The organism is Pedobacter immunditicola (assembly GCF_037482985.1).
GTDB lineage: Bacteria > Bacteroidota > Bacteroidia > Sphingobacteriales > Sphingobacteriaceae > Pedobacter > Pedobacter immunditicola.
In genome coordinates this window covers 51,389-66,967 of the sequence record NZ_JBBHKC010000012.1, presented here as the reverse complement: position 1 = coordinate 66,967, position 15,579 = coordinate 51,389, and the positions used below count along the sequence as shown (strand labels likewise).

12 protein-coding genes are annotated in these 15,579 nt (G+C 39.3%); 5 read left to right on the top strand and 7 right to left on the bottom strand.

What is annotated here, in order from left to right:
* Positions 1–7: 7 nt before the first annotated feature.
* Positions 8–2,365, bottom strand: coding sequence for a mechanosensitive ion channel family protein (locus WG905_RS18245; protein WP_339593198.1), 2,358 nt, complete (start codon positions 2,363–2,365; stop codon positions 8–10).
* Positions 2,366–2,676: 311 nt separating this feature from the next.
* On the opposite strand from WG905_RS18245, the gene WG905_RS18240 reads away from it, so the two are divergent.
* The 3 genes from WG905_RS18240 to WG905_RS18230 are packed head-to-tail and all read left to right on the top strand — an operon-like array spanning position 2,677 to position 8,272.
* Positions 2,677–3,372 (top strand): metallophosphoesterase, encoded by a 696-nt coding sequence (locus WG905_RS18240; RefSeq protein ID WP_339593197.1) that lies wholly within the window; start codon positions 2,677–2,679, stop codon positions 3,370–3,372.
* Between the two features lie 9 nt (positions 3,373–3,381).
* On the top strand, positions 3,382–4,602 hold the full coding sequence (locus WG905_RS18235; RefSeq protein ID WP_339593196.1) for an exonuclease SbcCD subunit D C-terminal domain-containing protein: 1,221 nt from the start codon (positions 3,382–3,384) through the stop codon (positions 4,600–4,602).
* A gap of 1 nt (position 4,603) precedes the next feature.
* Positions 4,604–8,272, top strand: coding sequence for an AAA family ATPase (locus WG905_RS18230; protein ID WP_339593195.1), 3,669 nt, complete (start codon positions 4,604–4,606; stop codon positions 8,270–8,272).
* Between the two features lie 125 nt (positions 8,273–8,397).
* Here the strand turns inward: WG905_RS18230 and WG905_RS18225 are convergent, their stop codons facing one another.
* The 3 genes from WG905_RS18225 to WG905_RS18215 all read right to left on the bottom strand — a co-directional run bounded on the left by WG905_RS18225 (position 8,398) and on the right by WG905_RS18215 (position 10,009).
* Positions 8,398–8,850, bottom strand: coding sequence for a nuclear transport factor 2 family protein (locus tag WG905_RS18225; protein ID WP_339593194.1), 453 nt, complete (start codon positions 8,848–8,850; stop codon positions 8,398–8,400).
* Between the two features lie 180 nt (positions 8,851–9,030).
* On the bottom strand, positions 9,031–9,393 hold the full coding sequence (locus WG905_RS18220; RefSeq protein ID WP_339593193.1) for a cupin domain-containing protein: 363 nt from the start codon (positions 9,391–9,393) through the stop codon (positions 9,031–9,033).
* 232 nt (positions 9,394–9,625) lie between these two features.
* Positions 9,626–10,009 carry a DUF6010 family protein gene (locus WG905_RS18215; protein ID WP_339593192.1) on the bottom strand — a complete coding sequence of 128 codons (384 nt, stop codon included), beginning with the start codon at positions 10,007–10,009 and terminating at the stop codon, positions 9,626–9,628.
* A 519-nt stretch (positions 10,010–10,528) separates the two neighbouring features.
* On the opposite strand from WG905_RS18215, the gene WG905_RS18210 reads away from it, so the two are divergent.
* A complete protein-coding gene (locus WG905_RS18210) occupies positions 10,529–11,914 on the top strand; it encodes a trimethylamine monooxygenase (protein WP_339593191.1) in 1,386 nt (461 codons plus the stop codon).
* 115 nt (positions 11,915–12,029) lie between these two features.
* Here the strand turns inward: WG905_RS18210 and creD are convergent, their stop codons facing one another.
* Genes creD through WG905_RS18195 form a run of 3 tightly spaced genes read right to left on the bottom strand, consistent with a single transcriptional unit; the run spans position 12,030 to position 14,416 of the window.
* Positions 12,030–13,445, bottom strand: a complete 1,416-nt coding sequence (gene creD / locus WG905_RS18205; protein WP_339593190.1) for a cell envelope integrity protein CreD — start codon at positions 13,443–13,445, stop codon at positions 12,030–12,032.
* Between the two features lie 51 nt (positions 13,446–13,496).
* A complete protein-coding gene (locus tag WG905_RS18200; RefSeq protein ID WP_339593189.1) occupies positions 13,497–13,799 on the bottom strand; it encodes a winged helix-turn-helix domain-containing protein in 303 nt (100 codons plus the stop codon).
* Positions 13,796–14,416, bottom strand: coding sequence for a hypothetical protein (locus WG905_RS18195; RefSeq protein WP_339593188.1), 621 nt, complete (start codon positions 14,414–14,416; stop codon positions 13,796–13,798). Before WG905_RS18195 ends, WG905_RS18200 begins: the two co-directional genes overlap by 4 nt.
* A 221-nt stretch (positions 14,417–14,637) precedes the next feature.
* Here WG905_RS18195 and WG905_RS18190 point away from each other — a divergent pair, with 221 nt between their 5' ends.
* On the top strand, positions 14,638–15,540 hold the full coding sequence (locus WG905_RS18190; RefSeq protein WP_339593187.1) for a manganese catalase family protein: 903 nt from the start codon (positions 14,638–14,640) through the stop codon (positions 15,538–15,540).
* Positions 15,541–15,579 lie beyond the last annotated feature (39 nt).

Sequence of the window (15,579 nt, the reverse complement as noted above, 5' to 3'; positions counted from 1 at the left end):
TAAACAACTATACAATCTCTATTTCTTTCTCTTCAAACACCTCAAATATCTGTGCAATGATGATACTTCTGGTAAGATCTGCATTGGAAATATTTTTGCACCAGAGGTATATTTGAATATTGCTGCTTAGTTTACTTACAGGACTTATCATTATCACGGGTTCTTTGTTGACAAAGACGTTGTCGTTATTAGTGATAATATCCCTGATCTGGCTCACTACTTCAGCTGAATTGAAAGGTTTAGCGATAGTTAAAGAGATGTCTATGCGCATTTGGTTATTGCTAAGGGTCCAATTGATAATATTATTTGATAAAATGGATCCGTTGGGAATGATGATCTCTGCACCTTCATCAGTAAGCAATGTACTGGCGCGGACACCGATCTCTTTCACTCGTCCTTTTTTATTGCTGAGCTCGACAACATCTCCGATGCGGATCGTTTTATCAAAAATAAGGATAATCCCAGAAACGAAATTGCTTACGATATTCTGTAGGCCCAGACCGATACCTACACCAAGGGCACCAAGGATTACGGTGATTTTGTCAATTGGAAGTCCAGATGCTGCGACAGCCATCAAAAAACCGCCAATGAGGAGTACCAATCGCGTAATGAGTAATTTCGAGCGCTCCCCTTTATTGTCTTCAATGCCATCGTCCCCGGTATCACCAAAGAAATAGGCAATGTATTTCTGTAAAAAGTTGGCGGTCCAGATGATGCCTAAGAAGAGGACGATGCCGCCAAACGTAAAAGTAAAGTTTCCTACAACTCTTTTTTCCTGAAGGATCTCCATTAAAGATTCATACAGGCCATTAAAAATATTCAGGTTCGTTGTGAATATCACAAACCAAATAATGGTAGCGCCAATGCCAGTGAGTCTTTTAAGACCAGTGCTTACCGGACGCCAGTCAAAATATTCTGGATAACCTTTACGGATTCTGCTGCTTTTCATTTGAAGCAAGAATGCCTCTACCAGTACTTTTGCCAGGATGGTTAAGGAGATCGCGTTTAACAAGGAGTTTACCCCTGTTGAATAAAAAATTTGGGTAAGTGTGAAGCGGCCGAAGAGGTTACAAAAGGTCGCAATCACAGCGAAAATAGTGAAGATAAATCCCGTAACCAGTATCATTTTATATCTTTTAGCTTGCTCATCCAGCTTCTTCAAAATAATAATCCCGTAGATACTGGAACTGAGACTGAGGAAGAGAAGAAGCCAGCGCTGATACCCTGGTGGCGTTCCCCAAAGACGGAAAAAGACCGGGGCTAGTAGGAGTAGTCCAAAGATGCACCAATAGTAAAATAGTTTTGTAGGTAATCTTTTTCGTAGAAATGCAGTTAGTGTAATGGCAAGTAAGATCTGTACCGATTCGATATAAAGTGCCGGGGCCTTGAGGTCGAAGATCGGCGCCAGGGTAAACAACATCATAAAGGTAATTAGATAGGGATGGGGACTAAGTAACGAAAAATCGTCAAGTGGTTCCAGGCGGTCGCGCTGTTTCATGCTCCTGAAATTAAAAAATACCCAGAGAAAGAAAGTAAGGCAGGTAAAGAGCAGGAGTGCGCGGCTGCTGCGGGTGTACACAAAATAATAACCGGATATTTCCTTTTCGCTATTGATAAACTTACGGAAGCCAACACCTCTGTTCCTGGCTTTTGCTGGTTCCCAAAGGTAGCGCCGCTCTTTGCCGAAGGCTTTTATGCCTACAGCATCTAAGTGTCCATCTGTAAGGTAAATGAGTTCTCTGATATTGATCAGGTTTGCTGAAGTCCGGGCCTGCAAGTCATTAATCGATGAGGTCGTTGTCTTTAGCAGACTATCCGTGATCAGGCCTTTTTTCTTCAATTCAGTAAACTGGTCTTTAAACATCACGTGCATCGCCGGCAGCGTAAAAACTTTAATTAGCACTGTGTCCTTCCGTAGATTAAGAATTTCCGTTTTTAGCGCTCTTAACTCTTTTTCATACTCATCAAGATCCGATAGGCAATCTTTGTTGTTGCTCTGAAGCTCTTCCAGTAAGGTCCGATCCATTTGAAGATTTTGCAGGTTCGGTGTCCTTTCACTTTGTGTAAGCCTGCTCTTAAGTAAGGATAGGGCGGTCTCATCTTGTGTTAAATGTGCTGCTATCGGTTTCAGTTTAGTAAAAGACCCTACTGTAACGGGAACTTTGTTTACTGTCTCGAATACTTTTTGGAGATGGAACAAGTAATCGCCCTTGGTCAGGGTCGCAGAGTCAGAAAGGATAGCAATGTCCTGACCGGTATCCACTGGCTTATTTTTCTGTGCAAAAGTAGAAATGGAAAGGCACAAGACCGCTAATAAAGTGATCGTACTGCGGATTGCTATGGGAAAAGGATTGTTGACTGTCATTTGATCTAAGAATGCATTGAGTTTTATCCTGAATGCATAATGCGCTTTTGGATGCGGCAAAAGTAGGTAATAGTAGGCGATAAACCACAGCACACTTATCTGCTATGTTTGTATTAAATAGATTTATGACTATATCATTGATTTTTTTTAAGCTGTCACCTTTTGGCAAGGCAAATCAGTAAGTTTGATGTAATTAAAGATTTTTTTACCCTTAATCTCTAGAATAAGCTTTGCGTCACTACGTTGTAAATGAATGATAAATAGATTGCTCATGGTAGCTTCATCACCACATTAAAAACTAATAAATTTATATGAAAATTATTGCAATAGGGGACATTCATGGGCGGAACTTTTGGAAGGATATCATACACGAGCCAATGGATCAGCTCGTTTTTATAGGTGATTATTTTGATTCTTATGGAGAAGAATTTACAGCTCAACAGGAAATAGAAAACTTTAAACAGGTTGTCATTCTCAAGAGAGAAAATCCGGATTTGGTGACGCTTTTAATAGGAAATCATGATTACCATTATTTAAATGGTGTCGATGAACAATACAGTCGATATCAGGATGCTGCTGCAGGAGATATAAATGTTGTTTTAATGGAGGCTTTGGATGTGATGCAAATGTGTTATGTGTATGACCATATTGTTTTTAACCATGCCGGCATTACAAAAACCTGGGCTAAAAATCACAATATAGACCTAAATAACCTGCAAATCAGTATCAATAATAAATTTATGGAAGATAAAGCTGCTTTCGGATTTGTCTACGGCATTAATGATTTTGATGGAAGTGATCAACGCCAATCGCCAATATGGGTAAGGCCCAAGGCTTTACTTGCAGATAAAATAGACGGTTATCACCAGGTGGTTGGCCATACCAGACAGCCGACTCATCGGATACAGGATGGGATTGCCTTCATAGATGTAGCTGGGCAGGTATTCAAGATGGATAATGCGGATGATTTTAATTGGAGCAACACTCAATTAGAATTTAAGAATTAATTAGATAAGATGAGGATACTTCACACAGCCGACTGGCACCTGGGTAAAAAGCTTGATCATGCTGAACGTACAGATGAACATCAGGATTTCCTGAATTGGCTTATAGATAAGTTAAACGAGGAAAATATTGATATCTTAATTGTGGCGGGAGATATTTTTGATACCGGATCGCCTTCCAATACAGCTTTGCAGCAGTATTATAGTTTCTTAAGTAATGTGCGGAATACTTGCTGCAAGGAAGTGATCATCATCGGTGGAAACCATGACTCGATGAGTACACTGGATGCGCCGAAAGAATTACTTCGGTTTTTTAAGGTGCATGTAGTCGGTGGTGTACCTGAAGTGTTTACTGATCAAATCATTCCTATAAAAGATTTAGCAGGCAACCTGGAACTGGTGGTTTGCGCAGTGCCTTTTTTAAGGGACAGAGATATTCGTCTTTCTATTTCTGGTGAAACAACGGAGGAAAGACTGGAACGCATTACAGGGGGAATTAGAGATCATTACCATGGTTTTATAGAACATATCGCCGATTACAAATCGCAGGGCATCCCTGTAATTGCTACAGGTCACCTTTTTGCGGCTGGTGCAAGTACTTCTGACAGTGAGAAGGAGATTCACGTGGGCAACCTCGGACAGGTAGGTGCTGATCATTTCCCTGTGCAATTTGATTATGTAGCTCTGGGACATATTCATCGGCCCCAGCTGGTCAATCAGAAGGCTCATATTCGTTATTCCGGTTCGCCTATTCCATTAAGCTTCTCGGAAAATGAGGATAAAAAACAAGTGCTTATTCTGAATTTTGACGAGGATAAAATGTTAGCCATCGAAACGCATGAGGTGCCTTGCAACAGAAAACTGATCCGCATAAAAGGTCCGCTGGATAGGGTTAAAAGTAAAATCTTGCTCCTCGAAGACCCCCAGCTGAAATATCCTACCTGGGTAGAAGTTCAGATTGAAACTGATGCACACATTCCATATTTAGAAGAACAGTTGAATTTATTAAAGGCGACCAAGCCCTTCATCGATAAGCTCTGTTTTAAGCAGACCATTTTGAAACCGTATCAAAACCTTGACCAGCTGGCAGATGAGGCTCTGGCCTTAAATGACCTTGACCCAAAAGCTGTGTTCATAAAACGCTGTGAGGCGGAATATGGTGATCAGGATTTTGCTGACCTGGTAGAGAGTTTTGATGAAGTAATAGAACAAATGACCCAAATAGAAAGGTAAGATGCGGATATTAAGTGTAAAGTTTCTAAACATAAATTCCTTGAAAGGGGAACACCAGATACGTTTTGATGAAGCGCCTTTTTCGGAAAGTGGTTTATTTGCCATTACCGGGCCCACAGGTGCTGGTAAAACGACCATTCTGGATGCGATTACCGTGGCGCTGTATGGCAAGGTTCATCGCCATGGAAAAGATGTGAATGAGATCATGTCCAGACATACCGGTCAGTGTTATGCGGAAGTTGAATTTGAGGTGAATGAAAAAGCCTATCGGGCAAAATGGTCGGTGGCCAGGGCCAGACAAAGAGCTGATGGCAACATTCAGTCGGAAAAGATGGAATTGGCAGAAAGGGAATCTGGGAAATTTATTGGTGGACATACCGTTACCCAGACAAAAAATGCGATTATAGATTTGTGCGGACTAGATTATAATCAGTTTTTAAGATCTGTAATATTATCTCAAGGGGACTTCGCCAGGTTTTTACACGCCAACGATAATGAACGAAGTGATCTGTTGGAAAAAATTACGGATACGGGTATTTATGCAGAGATTTCTAAGTTCGTTTTTGAAAAGCAAAGAAAGGAGAAGGATGTATTGGAGACCTTTAAATTACAGCTGTCTGGGGTTGACATTCTTTCTGAGGAAATATTAAAAGAACACACAGATCAATTGGCGGACTTAGGCCTTAAGAATTTGGAATTAAAGGCACAGCACGGCATTGTTTACCAAAAAGTACAATGGCTGAATACCTTGGTTAAATTAGAGGCTAAAAGGGAAGAGGCATTATTGGCGATGAAGACCGAGCAGGAAAAGTATGATGCTCAGCTTCCTGAATTCGAAAGATTGAAACTGCACTTGAAGGCGGTAAATTTTAAGCCTGATCTGGTTGAAATAAATGGATTGAAAAAGCAGATAGCCGATATTCAGCTGGCAAAAGAGAAACTAGATTTGCAACTCCCTGTTTTTCTGGCCAAAGCTACAACCGAGTCGGCCAAACAGGAAGCGTTTAAACTGATTTACGAAAAAGCGAAGAAAGACCTGGCCGATATCACTCCCTCTTTAGAACAGGCGATTATACTGGATGCAAAAATTGCTACTGTACGTGAACAGCTTACAAAGAGTAACGAAAAGCTTGAGCTGACGAAGAAGGAAACGAATGACCTGCTGGAGTCAAAGAATAAAAAAACAGAAGCCATCAGCCTCCTCTCTCAAAAGATTCAAGACACAGAAAAATGGTTGCGGGATAACGGCTCTGATCAGGAGCTAGAAAAACAACTGATAGTTTTTAATCAACTCCAAAAAGAAACGCTGGAATCCCTGGCTAAAATCAAGGAAGCAGAAAAAGAACACCTTTTTTGCCAGCACCAGCTGGAAGAACAAAACAATCGCTTAATAGAACTTACGGGGAAAATTGAACACCATAAGAAAGTGATTATCGCTGAAAAAGATAGGCTACAAGACCTTAATGATGGTTTAGACGATTTTAAATGGAAGGACATGGAAGCGCTGGAGTCTCGCCTGATGCAGCTTCCTTCGTTAATCAATAAATATGAGCAGCAATATAAATATGCCAATGAGTTAAAGGCTTCTCAAGAAGACAAGCTGGCACTTGAAACTGAAATTTCAGTGGCAGAGGCGGCAGTTGAAAAGCTTGGATTTGAACTTCAAACGCTTGAAACTGAGAAAAATGAGACAGGGTCACATTTAAAGAACCTCCAGGCTGTTGTTGAGCTGGAAAAGCAAATCCAGAATTATGAGGAAGCCAGGTTAACCTTAGCACCTGACATGCCTTGTCCACTGTGTGGCTCAAAACAACATCCTTTTGTTGAAAATAATTATCATAGTCAACTAAGTTTAACAGAGAGAAAAAGAAACGATCAACATACCAGACTCGAGCTATTAAATCAGCTGTATAGTAATCAAAATATCCAACTACACACACTGAATAATGTCATCACTACCAAAGGACAAGAGCTTATCAAGTTAATTTCCAGTCAGAAGCGTTTAGTTAGCCAGTTTGAGGCTTTAAATGAACTTTTGCCGGAAAATATGTTGATAGATCATGCTGCGGACATCCTTTTACAGCTGGAAACCAGGACCGTTGAACAGAAAAAGCTTGAACTTTCTTTACAAAAACTAAGACAGTTTAAAAAACAAATAGATGATACACAAACTGGGATTAACGGTTTAAAAGAAGCTTTGGCTGAAATGAAAGCTAGACATGTCCTGTCTGCACAAAAAAAGGAAAGTGCTGAAGAAAGGCAGGTTAGAAATTTAGTTGTGATGGCTGCTGAAAAGGGAAAACAGGCCGTCTTGACTGCAAAAATCACACAACTCCTGGAGCCTTATGGAATTAATGCAGGTCTGCATGATATTCCTGAAATTGAAGGTTTGCTAAAAGACAGGTGGATTAAATACTCAGCAGCTCAGCGTAACTTGCAGGAATGGAAGATTGATTTTACCCAATGGACTACGGCCTATCAGGGTTTGGAGGAGGCATTGGTGAGCAGAGTTAAAGAATTAACTGTTCTTGAAAGGGATGGTAATTTGGAAAATGACACCCTTGGAAAGGTTAAAAACGAGCGTTTTGCAATTTTTGGAGGTAATGATCCTATTCAATACCGAAATGAGTTGAATGCAGCTATTTCGAGTGCTGAGTCTCAAAAAGATAACCAGGTTTTAAAAACGCAGGAGCAGCTGGAATTAATGAGGTCAGCTGAGGCGAAACTTCAGCGCTTTACGGAAGATTTGAACTTATTGAGTTCAAAGCAGGTTGCTTTAGAAGCGCTGTTAACTGAAAAACTGGTTCAAGCAGAGATCCTTACCATCAACAACTTGAACCAGTTGTTTATGCCGGATGATCAGGCGCAACACTTCATTGCTCTGGAAAAAAAGATCAGTGCGGAATTGATAGGTCTGCAACAATGGTTAAATAGTTTAAACAAAGATTTAACTACTGAAAAGAAGAAAAGCCTGACTGACGAATTACCTGAGGAGCTGACATCAAGGTTGCAATTTTTTGATGATGCCATCTCCCAACTTAACCAGGATATCGGCAGTTTAAAAAGTAAACTGGACCAGGATAAGAGATTGAAACTAAGATATGCGGAACTAACTACCCAGATAGCGGTGCAAAATAAGGAATTCATTAAATGGGACAAGATTTGTGGCTTGATTGGCTCTTCCGATGGTCAAAAATTTAAACGTTTTGCCCAGGGTTTGACTTTAGCGCGTCTAACTGTTTTGGCAAATCGTCATTTGTCAAAATTAAGTGACCGCTACCAGATCTTAAAAAGCAACGCTAATAACCTCGAACTGCTCATTGTGGATAGTTATCAAGCTGATGTGGTCAGACCTATGGCCACTTTATCTGGCGGTGAAAGCTTCCTGGTTAGCCTGGCATTAGCTTTAGGACTATCTGATTTGGCTAGCCGAAAAGTGCAGATTAATTCTTTGTTTATCGATGAGGGCTTTGGTACATTGGATGCTGATACTTTAGATCTGGCCATCGCTGCGCTGGAAAATCTGCAGGCTAAAGGCAAAACCATTGGAATCATCTCTCACGTGGAAGCGTTAAAAGAACGGATCGGGACACAGATTCAACTTGAAAAGCAACCCGGTGGTTCCAGTAAGATTAAGGTTGTAAGTTATAGAAGTGAATACTTCATTTAATCTTGATATGATATGATACCTTCTGCTAAGTTTACCATAGGGAAAAGCGTGCTCTTAAATATATCCTTTAGCGGTGGAGTGTAAATGGAGGAATAAAACCAAGTTCTGAGAAATATCCATTTATATTAAAGTACATTATTTGCATGTCGAACGGTCAGTTTCCATTTCCCGTCCAACTTCATCCACACATTAGTATATCGGCGTTGCAGGTTCTTTCCAGCATTTGGAGCACCGGTGGATGGAACCACTATCTCACTGCCCATCACTACAACCATATCTTTGAAGAAGATAAATTTTTCTGGATAGCGTTCAAAAGCCGTATAACGGATCACGCCCTGTCTGATCCTTTGCATCAGTTCTTTTTTCTCCTTTATAATTTTATTCGTGGGATGGTTAACGGCCACATCATCATCCATTAAGGTGTCTAGTCCAGCCGCATCACCCTTTAATATTGCCTGCGCGTGAGCAAGATCCAGTGTTTTAATATGTTCTTCCAAGACGCGGTCGTATAAAGCTTTTTGGGCAAATAGTTGTGCTGAAAAAATTATAAAAACGGATAGTACGAGTATGCTTTTCATATTGTTGCATTTTAAAGTCGATGATGATAAGTTGACTAGTGATTTAATGACGGCATTAACGACAATAAAAAGCAGTGCTGATCGAAATTGGGAACTCATTGTATCACTTTACATTACTATACAATGAGCCCCAATAAACAAACTTATTTTGTCATCTATTTAAAGTTTTAGGAACCCTGATCATTTCTTTGTGATGATTGTTTTCAGATCAGTCACAATGAATTTTATTGGTGTTTCTCCTATGTTTTTCGCCATGTGGGTTGTGGCAATGATATAAATAGCTTCTCCTGCTTTAATTTCGGTAACCACTGCTGGCTTCCCTTTATCGGTAAGCTCCAACTTTCCATCTGTTAGAGCATAAACGAAATGATCGGGATGACTATGCCACGGCACAGTTTCCTGCGGAGCTAGTTCAAGCTCCACTACCCGGATGTTATCATTTTCCAGTAGAATTTTCTTATAAACATTTGGAGCGACTGTAACCGGGTCTTGTGCTCGCACATTGGCACTAAGGATCAGAAATAATCCTAAGAGTAGAGACATTGAAATCATTCTAATCTTTTTCATTTTATTAAGTTTTTAATTAAACGAATATCGAGCGATCTTAGATGGTGGGATGAAAACAAGTAAGGGGATTAAAGGTTTACTGATCAGTGATTTATTATTCTTTACCTGTTTTGTATGGTTGGTTTTGTACCTGATTACCCAGGAATCTTTATAGGCTATTTCCTGAGTGGTTTACTAGCTTGTTGCTTGTAGCAAACAAACCGGATTTTTAAAATTTAAAGTACCTGAGATAAAGCAAATAGAAGCCTATGATAAAGTCCAGAGAAGAGCAAAATTGAGCATATTGGGGAGGTATGATACTTGAATCAGCGAATAAATGATACAATAAATCCCAGATGCCATGCAGGAAATAGCCAATAGCTAAAATATGCAGGCCTTTTTGAATTCCATAGTAGGCCAACAGGAGGAAGAAGACCGCCTGAATTGAATTGATTAGAAATGCTTGGGAATCCGACCATGTGAATCCCGGATATAAAAATCCTATACCAGCAAGGACCAAACTATAAACGGCCAGTTTATGAAGTTGTTTAAAAATGCCGATGGAGAAAATGATGATTATCCCCGTGATGATACCTATTAATACTGCGAGCATGTTTAATATTCATTGATTTACAGATGAGCAATCTTACCTTATCTTATTTGTTTTTTTTTTAGCTGATGTAGCTATCATAAAGGTACGCTGAATCCATGGTAGATGCTTATCCGATCTAATGTAATTTACACATTATACCATTTAAAACAGATCAATTTTAACAGTACTGCATGTGGCGAAAATTTGCGATGCCACTGCGGGATTTAATACCTTAATGGGAGGAGTTAACCTGACCAAGATTAATAGAATCCGCAGTTCTCAGTAAACCCTTTTTTTGTCTTATTAGTAAAATATGATCCTTCGTAAATCAATTATTATTTAATATTTAAATTATAATTCGTAATTTGCAAAAAAAAGCATTTCATCCCAAAAGTTCTTTTGTGATGAAAGCATCTTCAGTAGAGGTTTATTCTCTTCTTTTTGTAAGCTGTTAAAATATTCGTAAGCAATTTTTAGCAAACATATTACATGAATTTTCACCGTTTCGACCCTTTAGGGTTGAAGCAAAATTTATATTAAATGACAAATTTTAAAGTTGGAATTATTGGAGCAGGACCGAGTGGTCTGGCTATGCTTCGGGCATTTGAGTCGGAACATATAAAAGGTAATCCTATCCCAGAAATTAAATGTTATGAAAAGCAGGATGATTGGGGAGGCATGTGGAATTACACCTGGCGAACAGGAGTAGGTAAATATGGGGAACCGCTTCATGGCAGTATGTATAAATATTTATGGTCTAACGGACCTAAGGAATGTTTAGAATTTGCTGATTACACATTTTTAGAACATTTCGGCCAACCTATTTCTTCCTATCCTCCCCGGGAAGTATTATTTGATTACATACAGGGGCGGATCAAAAAAAGTAATTCAAGGAAGTTCATACAATTTAATACAGTTGCCAGGTGGGTTGACTATCTCGAGGATCAGGAAAAGTTTCGCGTCATATTCGATGATCTTGTAAAGAATGAAACTTTTGAAGAGTATTTTGATTTCCTGGTTGTAGGTACAGGTCACTTCTCAACGCCTAATATGCCTTATTTTAAAGGGATAGAGAATTTTCCAGGTGCGGTAATGCATGCACATGATTTCAGAGGTGCAGATCGTTTTAAAGATCAAAAATTGTTACTCATTGGAAGTAGTTATTCTGCGGAAGATATTGCTGTTCAATGTTATAAACATGGAAGCAAATCCGTTACCATCTCGTATCGCTCTAACCCAATTGGCGCTAAATGGCCCGATGGAATCAAAGAAAAGGCATTGCTGACTCACTTCGAAAATAACAAGGCGTTTTTTAAAGACGGTAGTTCTCAAGAATATGATGCAGTGATCCTATGTACAGGTTATCAACACAAATTCCCATTCCTCCCTGATAACTTACGTCTTAAAACCAAAAATTGCCTGTATCCAGACAATCTTTATAAGGGGATTATTTTTAATGAAAATGAAAGGCTGTTATTCTTAGGGATGCAGGATCAATATTATACTTTTAATATGTTCGATGCCCAGGCATGGTTTGCAAGGGATTATATGCTGGGAAAAATACCTTTAATTGATAAGGAAGAACGTGATGCAGATATTAAAAAATGGATAGATGGGGAAGCTTTTACTAGAACTGGAGATGATCATGTCGATTTCCAAACCGAATACATTAAAGACCTGGTAAGTTATACCGACTACCCTGGCTTTAATCTCGATAAAGTAGCAGCGATGTTAAAAAGCTGGCTTAAAGATAAAGAAGAAAATATTTTAAATTATCGTGATAAAACATACACTTCGGTAATGGATAACACGGAAGCTGAACAACATCATACGCCCTGGATGAAGGAACTTGATGATTCTCTAGAGAAATATTTGGATGAAGTGGAAATTGAGGAAACGGAATTGAGTAGAACTAATTACTATTAACATTCATCACTTATGCCATGATAATTTTTTAGTATCGGGTATAAATCTGAATGCAGCGGTTGTATCATAATGTGTCGTCATTGACGTCGCATCATGATACAACCGCTGCATTTTTTTAGGTTGCCATTTCGTGTAACGTTCTTCTGTTCCAGTCTATTCTTGTAGACAGGTACATCAATATAGCTACAGTAATGAATAAACCTACACTACCAAAAATTAAGGCCAGATCCTGCAATTGTATGATCACAAAGATGAAGGTGTAAAAGATGGTCAGGATGCTTGCAAATATGTAAGCAGGCTTTTTATCCCGTAAAAGTGTGGCGATAAAAATACTGACCAATGTCACTGTAGAGACGGAAGCGATCAGATAAGCTGCATTGAAGCCAATCTGTTCACTAAAGGCGAGCAATAGGGTGTAATAGATGGTCATTGCCGCACCGATCAGCACATATTGCAAAAGATGTACCTTCTTTTTATTCAGTAGTTCGGTGAAGAAAAGCGAGATGAATGTCAATAGAATAATTAAGACTGAATACTTAGCTGTCCGCATGATCTTTTGATATTGATCTATTGGTAATAGAAAATTCACGCCGAAATAAGCATCATAATTTGGGTTTGTTGATGCTAGGGCCGTAGTTGTGGCAATGGCCGAATCCTGAACCTTCGTATTCAAAATCGTATTTTCAGCTACCCATTGTTGAGGATAGGGGCGGTTAAAGAAAGGCATTTTCCAGCTGGCACTAAATCCGGTCGCTGTGATCTGACGATCCTCAGGAAGGTAACGTCCGGTGAAACTCGGGTTATTCCATTTTCCCGCTAACTTAACCGTTGTAGTTTTCCCCAGGTGCAGAAAATTAAGCTCACTGCTTCCCCTAAGGTCGAGGTCAAAACTGAAAGGCAAAGCTGTATTTCTATCTTTACCCAGATCCGGAAGAATGATCAGGTTATTATTAAATAGTTTCAGGGAAGTAAAATCAGGTTCAACCGCGTACTGCTGGTTTGCCAGTTTAATAGAAGGGTTGTTTTTAAGTCCTTTTAAATCACTAAGTCCGATAGCTACCTTAGCTTTATTCCATAGAATTTTATCTGGATCTATGCCTGATTTCTGTAGTTCAAGCATACTGAACTTGCCGTTTACCTTAATTTTAGCATTGTAGACCACTGCATCGAAAATTCCACGATGTAATACTTCAGGATCTGCTGTGCTGGTGATATTTAATGCTTCAGGAAGAATATAGATGTTTGATATGGCTTCCTCATAAATAACCTGACCAGTATTATCTTTTTGCTGGATCAGTGTTTTGTATGGCAATATCATTACTGGTCCTTGTACGAGTTGGCTCCCGGACCATTTGTCTGAAATCTCTTTGATCACATCTTGCTGCCTGTTTTGCCGTTCCTGGATTATAGATTGAATCCATTCTGAGGGAATGAGCAGCAGTAGGGTGAAAAATCCGATGATCCCTAATTTGAATAAAACTGAATCCTCGATCCAGCTAATAATTCCATTGTTTTTTGTTTGTTGATCCATTTTCATAAAGATTAAAGTACTTTGAATTTCAAAGTAGATGGGTAAAAAAAATTATTTCTTCTGTTGTTTAATTAAATTTTCAAGCGCATCCAGGTGCTTCACAAAAGCTTGGCGTCCTGTATTTGAAGCAGCATATTGGGTATTGGGTTTACGGCCCACAAAGGTTTTATATACAGTAATATAATCCTCTTTCTCTAATGCCTTTAAATGGGAGGCAAGATTTCCATCGGTTGCATTCAATAGCTCCTTTAACGAATTAAAATCATAATTTTCATTAGCAACCAATACACTCATAATCTGAAGGCGTAATCGATTTTCAAAAGCTTTATCGAATTGTTCTAGGGATATGTTCACTGCTTGTATTTAAAATGCATAATGGAACCATAAAGAATATGAAGTATACCAAATCCAATAGTCCAAAAAATGAGTCCGTAACCTGGCATTAAAGCACAAAGTAGCCCTAACGTGATTTGGCAGATGCCAAGCCATTTGACATCAGAAAATGTATAATGACTTCCCGATACAAGTGACAAACCATAAAACAGCAGACAAGCTGGTGCAACCATACTATACTCACCTCTATACAATAATATAATAATTAAGATGCCGCCAGTGACTAATGGCAAAGCCAGGCTGGATAATAAACGTTTGCTTCCCGGCCCCCAAAACTGCTGTTCTTTTTTCTTTGATTGACGATAAGTTAAAACAATGACTGTCGTTAAAGAAAGTACCAATACAACTAACGCAATCACCACTAGTTGTGACCATACGCGAGGATCAATGACATCATAATTGTTGATGACTAATCCACCGGCCTCTTTGTAAACAATCCGCCATCCGAAAAAAGCGCCAGCCAAAGCATAGATACCAGCCATTACGCCGGACAATCCGCTTAGCGAGATGAACTTTGACGACCGCTCCATGAGTGATCTTATAGAGGATAGTTCCGAATAGACGTCTGCTTCTTTCATTTAAAAGTACTTTGTACAGCAAAGTAAAATAATTTATTTGGCAACTACAAGAGATATGAAAATTTAATTTAATGACAGTTGATTCCTAAATGTACAGCGTGTCAATTTACGGGGAAGCGCCTAAAAAGCTTGTTTAACGATGCCGAATTATTTAATAAATAATTAAACTATTTAGGTAAAGTGCTGTTAGCTAATTGATTGATAACCCTAAATTTTAAATTATGATATTAAAAATTGACAGGCTTCCTTTGGAACTGCCTACGCCAAACAATCCGTCGCCAAACGACGCAGCTGCTGTACAAGAATTACTAGGCGGCAAATTCGGTGAAATGACCACTTTAATGACTTACACCTTTCAGTCCTTTAATTTTAGGGGACGAAACAGATTAAGGCCATTTTATGATGTGATTTGTAGCATCGCAGGAGAAGAGTATGGACACATAGAGGCGGTATCCTATGCGATTAATTTGCTATTGACAGGAACTACCAAGCGCGGTTTCGATCCGGAGCCAGGGCCACTAAAAAATATTACTGATGCCCGAAATACCCGTCACTTTATTGCAAGCGGACAGGCTTCACTTCCAATGGATTCAATGGGAGATTGGTGGACAGGGCAGCATGTTTTTAGCGGGGGTAATCTCAAATTGGATCTCTTACATAATTTCTTCCTGGAATGTGGTGCACGAGCTAACAAGATGCGTGTATATGAAATGGTTACTGATCCTACAGCGCGCGAAATGGTCTCTTATTTACTTGTTAGAGGGGGACTTCATGTTGTAGCTTATGCCAAGGCAATAGAATTGCTTACTGGTGTCAATGTAACCAAATTAATTCCTATACCTGAGTTAAGTAATAAAGCATTTCCAGAAACACGGAAATATGAAGAAAATGGTTTGCACAGAAAACTTTATACCTTTAGTCAGGATGATTACCGACAAGCGGGTATCATTTGGAATGGAAGTCATCCTGAAGACGGTTCGGAATTAGAAGTAGTTTTTGGCGCTATCGAAGGCGCTCCGGCACCGGATTTGGAAGAGGAACCGCAGCTTAACTCACCTGGGGCAGATGGGATAGATCTCGAAATGTTTAAAGATATTGCAGCGAAACTAGGTGTTAAGATTTGACATTCAGATTGATGGAGACTGTATCATAAACAAGTATTT

Bases quoted from the DNA above. Each gene is read 5' to 3' on its own strand.
- WG905_RS18245 (WP_339593198.1), bottom strand. From the start codon at position 2,365: ATGACAGTCAACAATCCTTTTCCCATAGCAATCCGCAGTACGATCACT.
- WG905_RS18240 (WP_339593197.1), top strand. From the start codon at position 2,677: ATGAAAATTATTGCAATAGGGGACATTCATGGGCGGAACTTTTGGAAG.
- WG905_RS18235 (WP_339593196.1), top strand. From the start codon at position 3,382: ATGAGGATACTTCACACAGCCGACTGGCACCTGGGTAAAAAGCTTGAT.
- WG905_RS18230 (WP_339593195.1), top strand. From the start codon at position 4,604: ATGCGGATATTAAGTGTAAAGTTTCTAAACATAAATTCCTTGAAAGGG.
- WG905_RS18225 (WP_339593194.1), bottom strand. From the start codon at position 8,850: ATGAAAAGCATACTCGTACTATCCGTTTTTATAATTTTTTCAGCACAA.
- WG905_RS18220 (WP_339593193.1), bottom strand. From the start codon at position 9,393: ATGTCTCTACTCTTAGGATTATTTCTGATCCTTAGTGCCAATGTGCGA.
- WG905_RS18215 (WP_339593192.1), bottom strand. From the start codon at position 10,009: ATGCTCGCAGTATTAATAGGTATCATCACGGGGATAATCATCATTTTC.
- WG905_RS18210 (WP_339593191.1), top strand. From the start codon at position 10,529: ATGACAAATTTTAAAGTTGGAATTATTGGAGCAGGACCGAGTGGTCTG.
- creD (WP_339593190.1), bottom strand. From the start codon at position 13,445: ATGGATCAACAAACAAAAAACAATGGAATTATTAGCTGGATCGAGGAT.
- WG905_RS18195 (WP_339593188.1), bottom strand. From the start codon at position 14,416: ATGAAAGAAGCAGACGTCTATTCGGAACTATCCTCTATAAGATCACTC.
- WG905_RS18190 (WP_339593187.1), top strand. From the start codon at position 14,638: ATGATATTAAAAATTGACAGGCTTCCTTTGGAACTGCCTACGCCAAAC.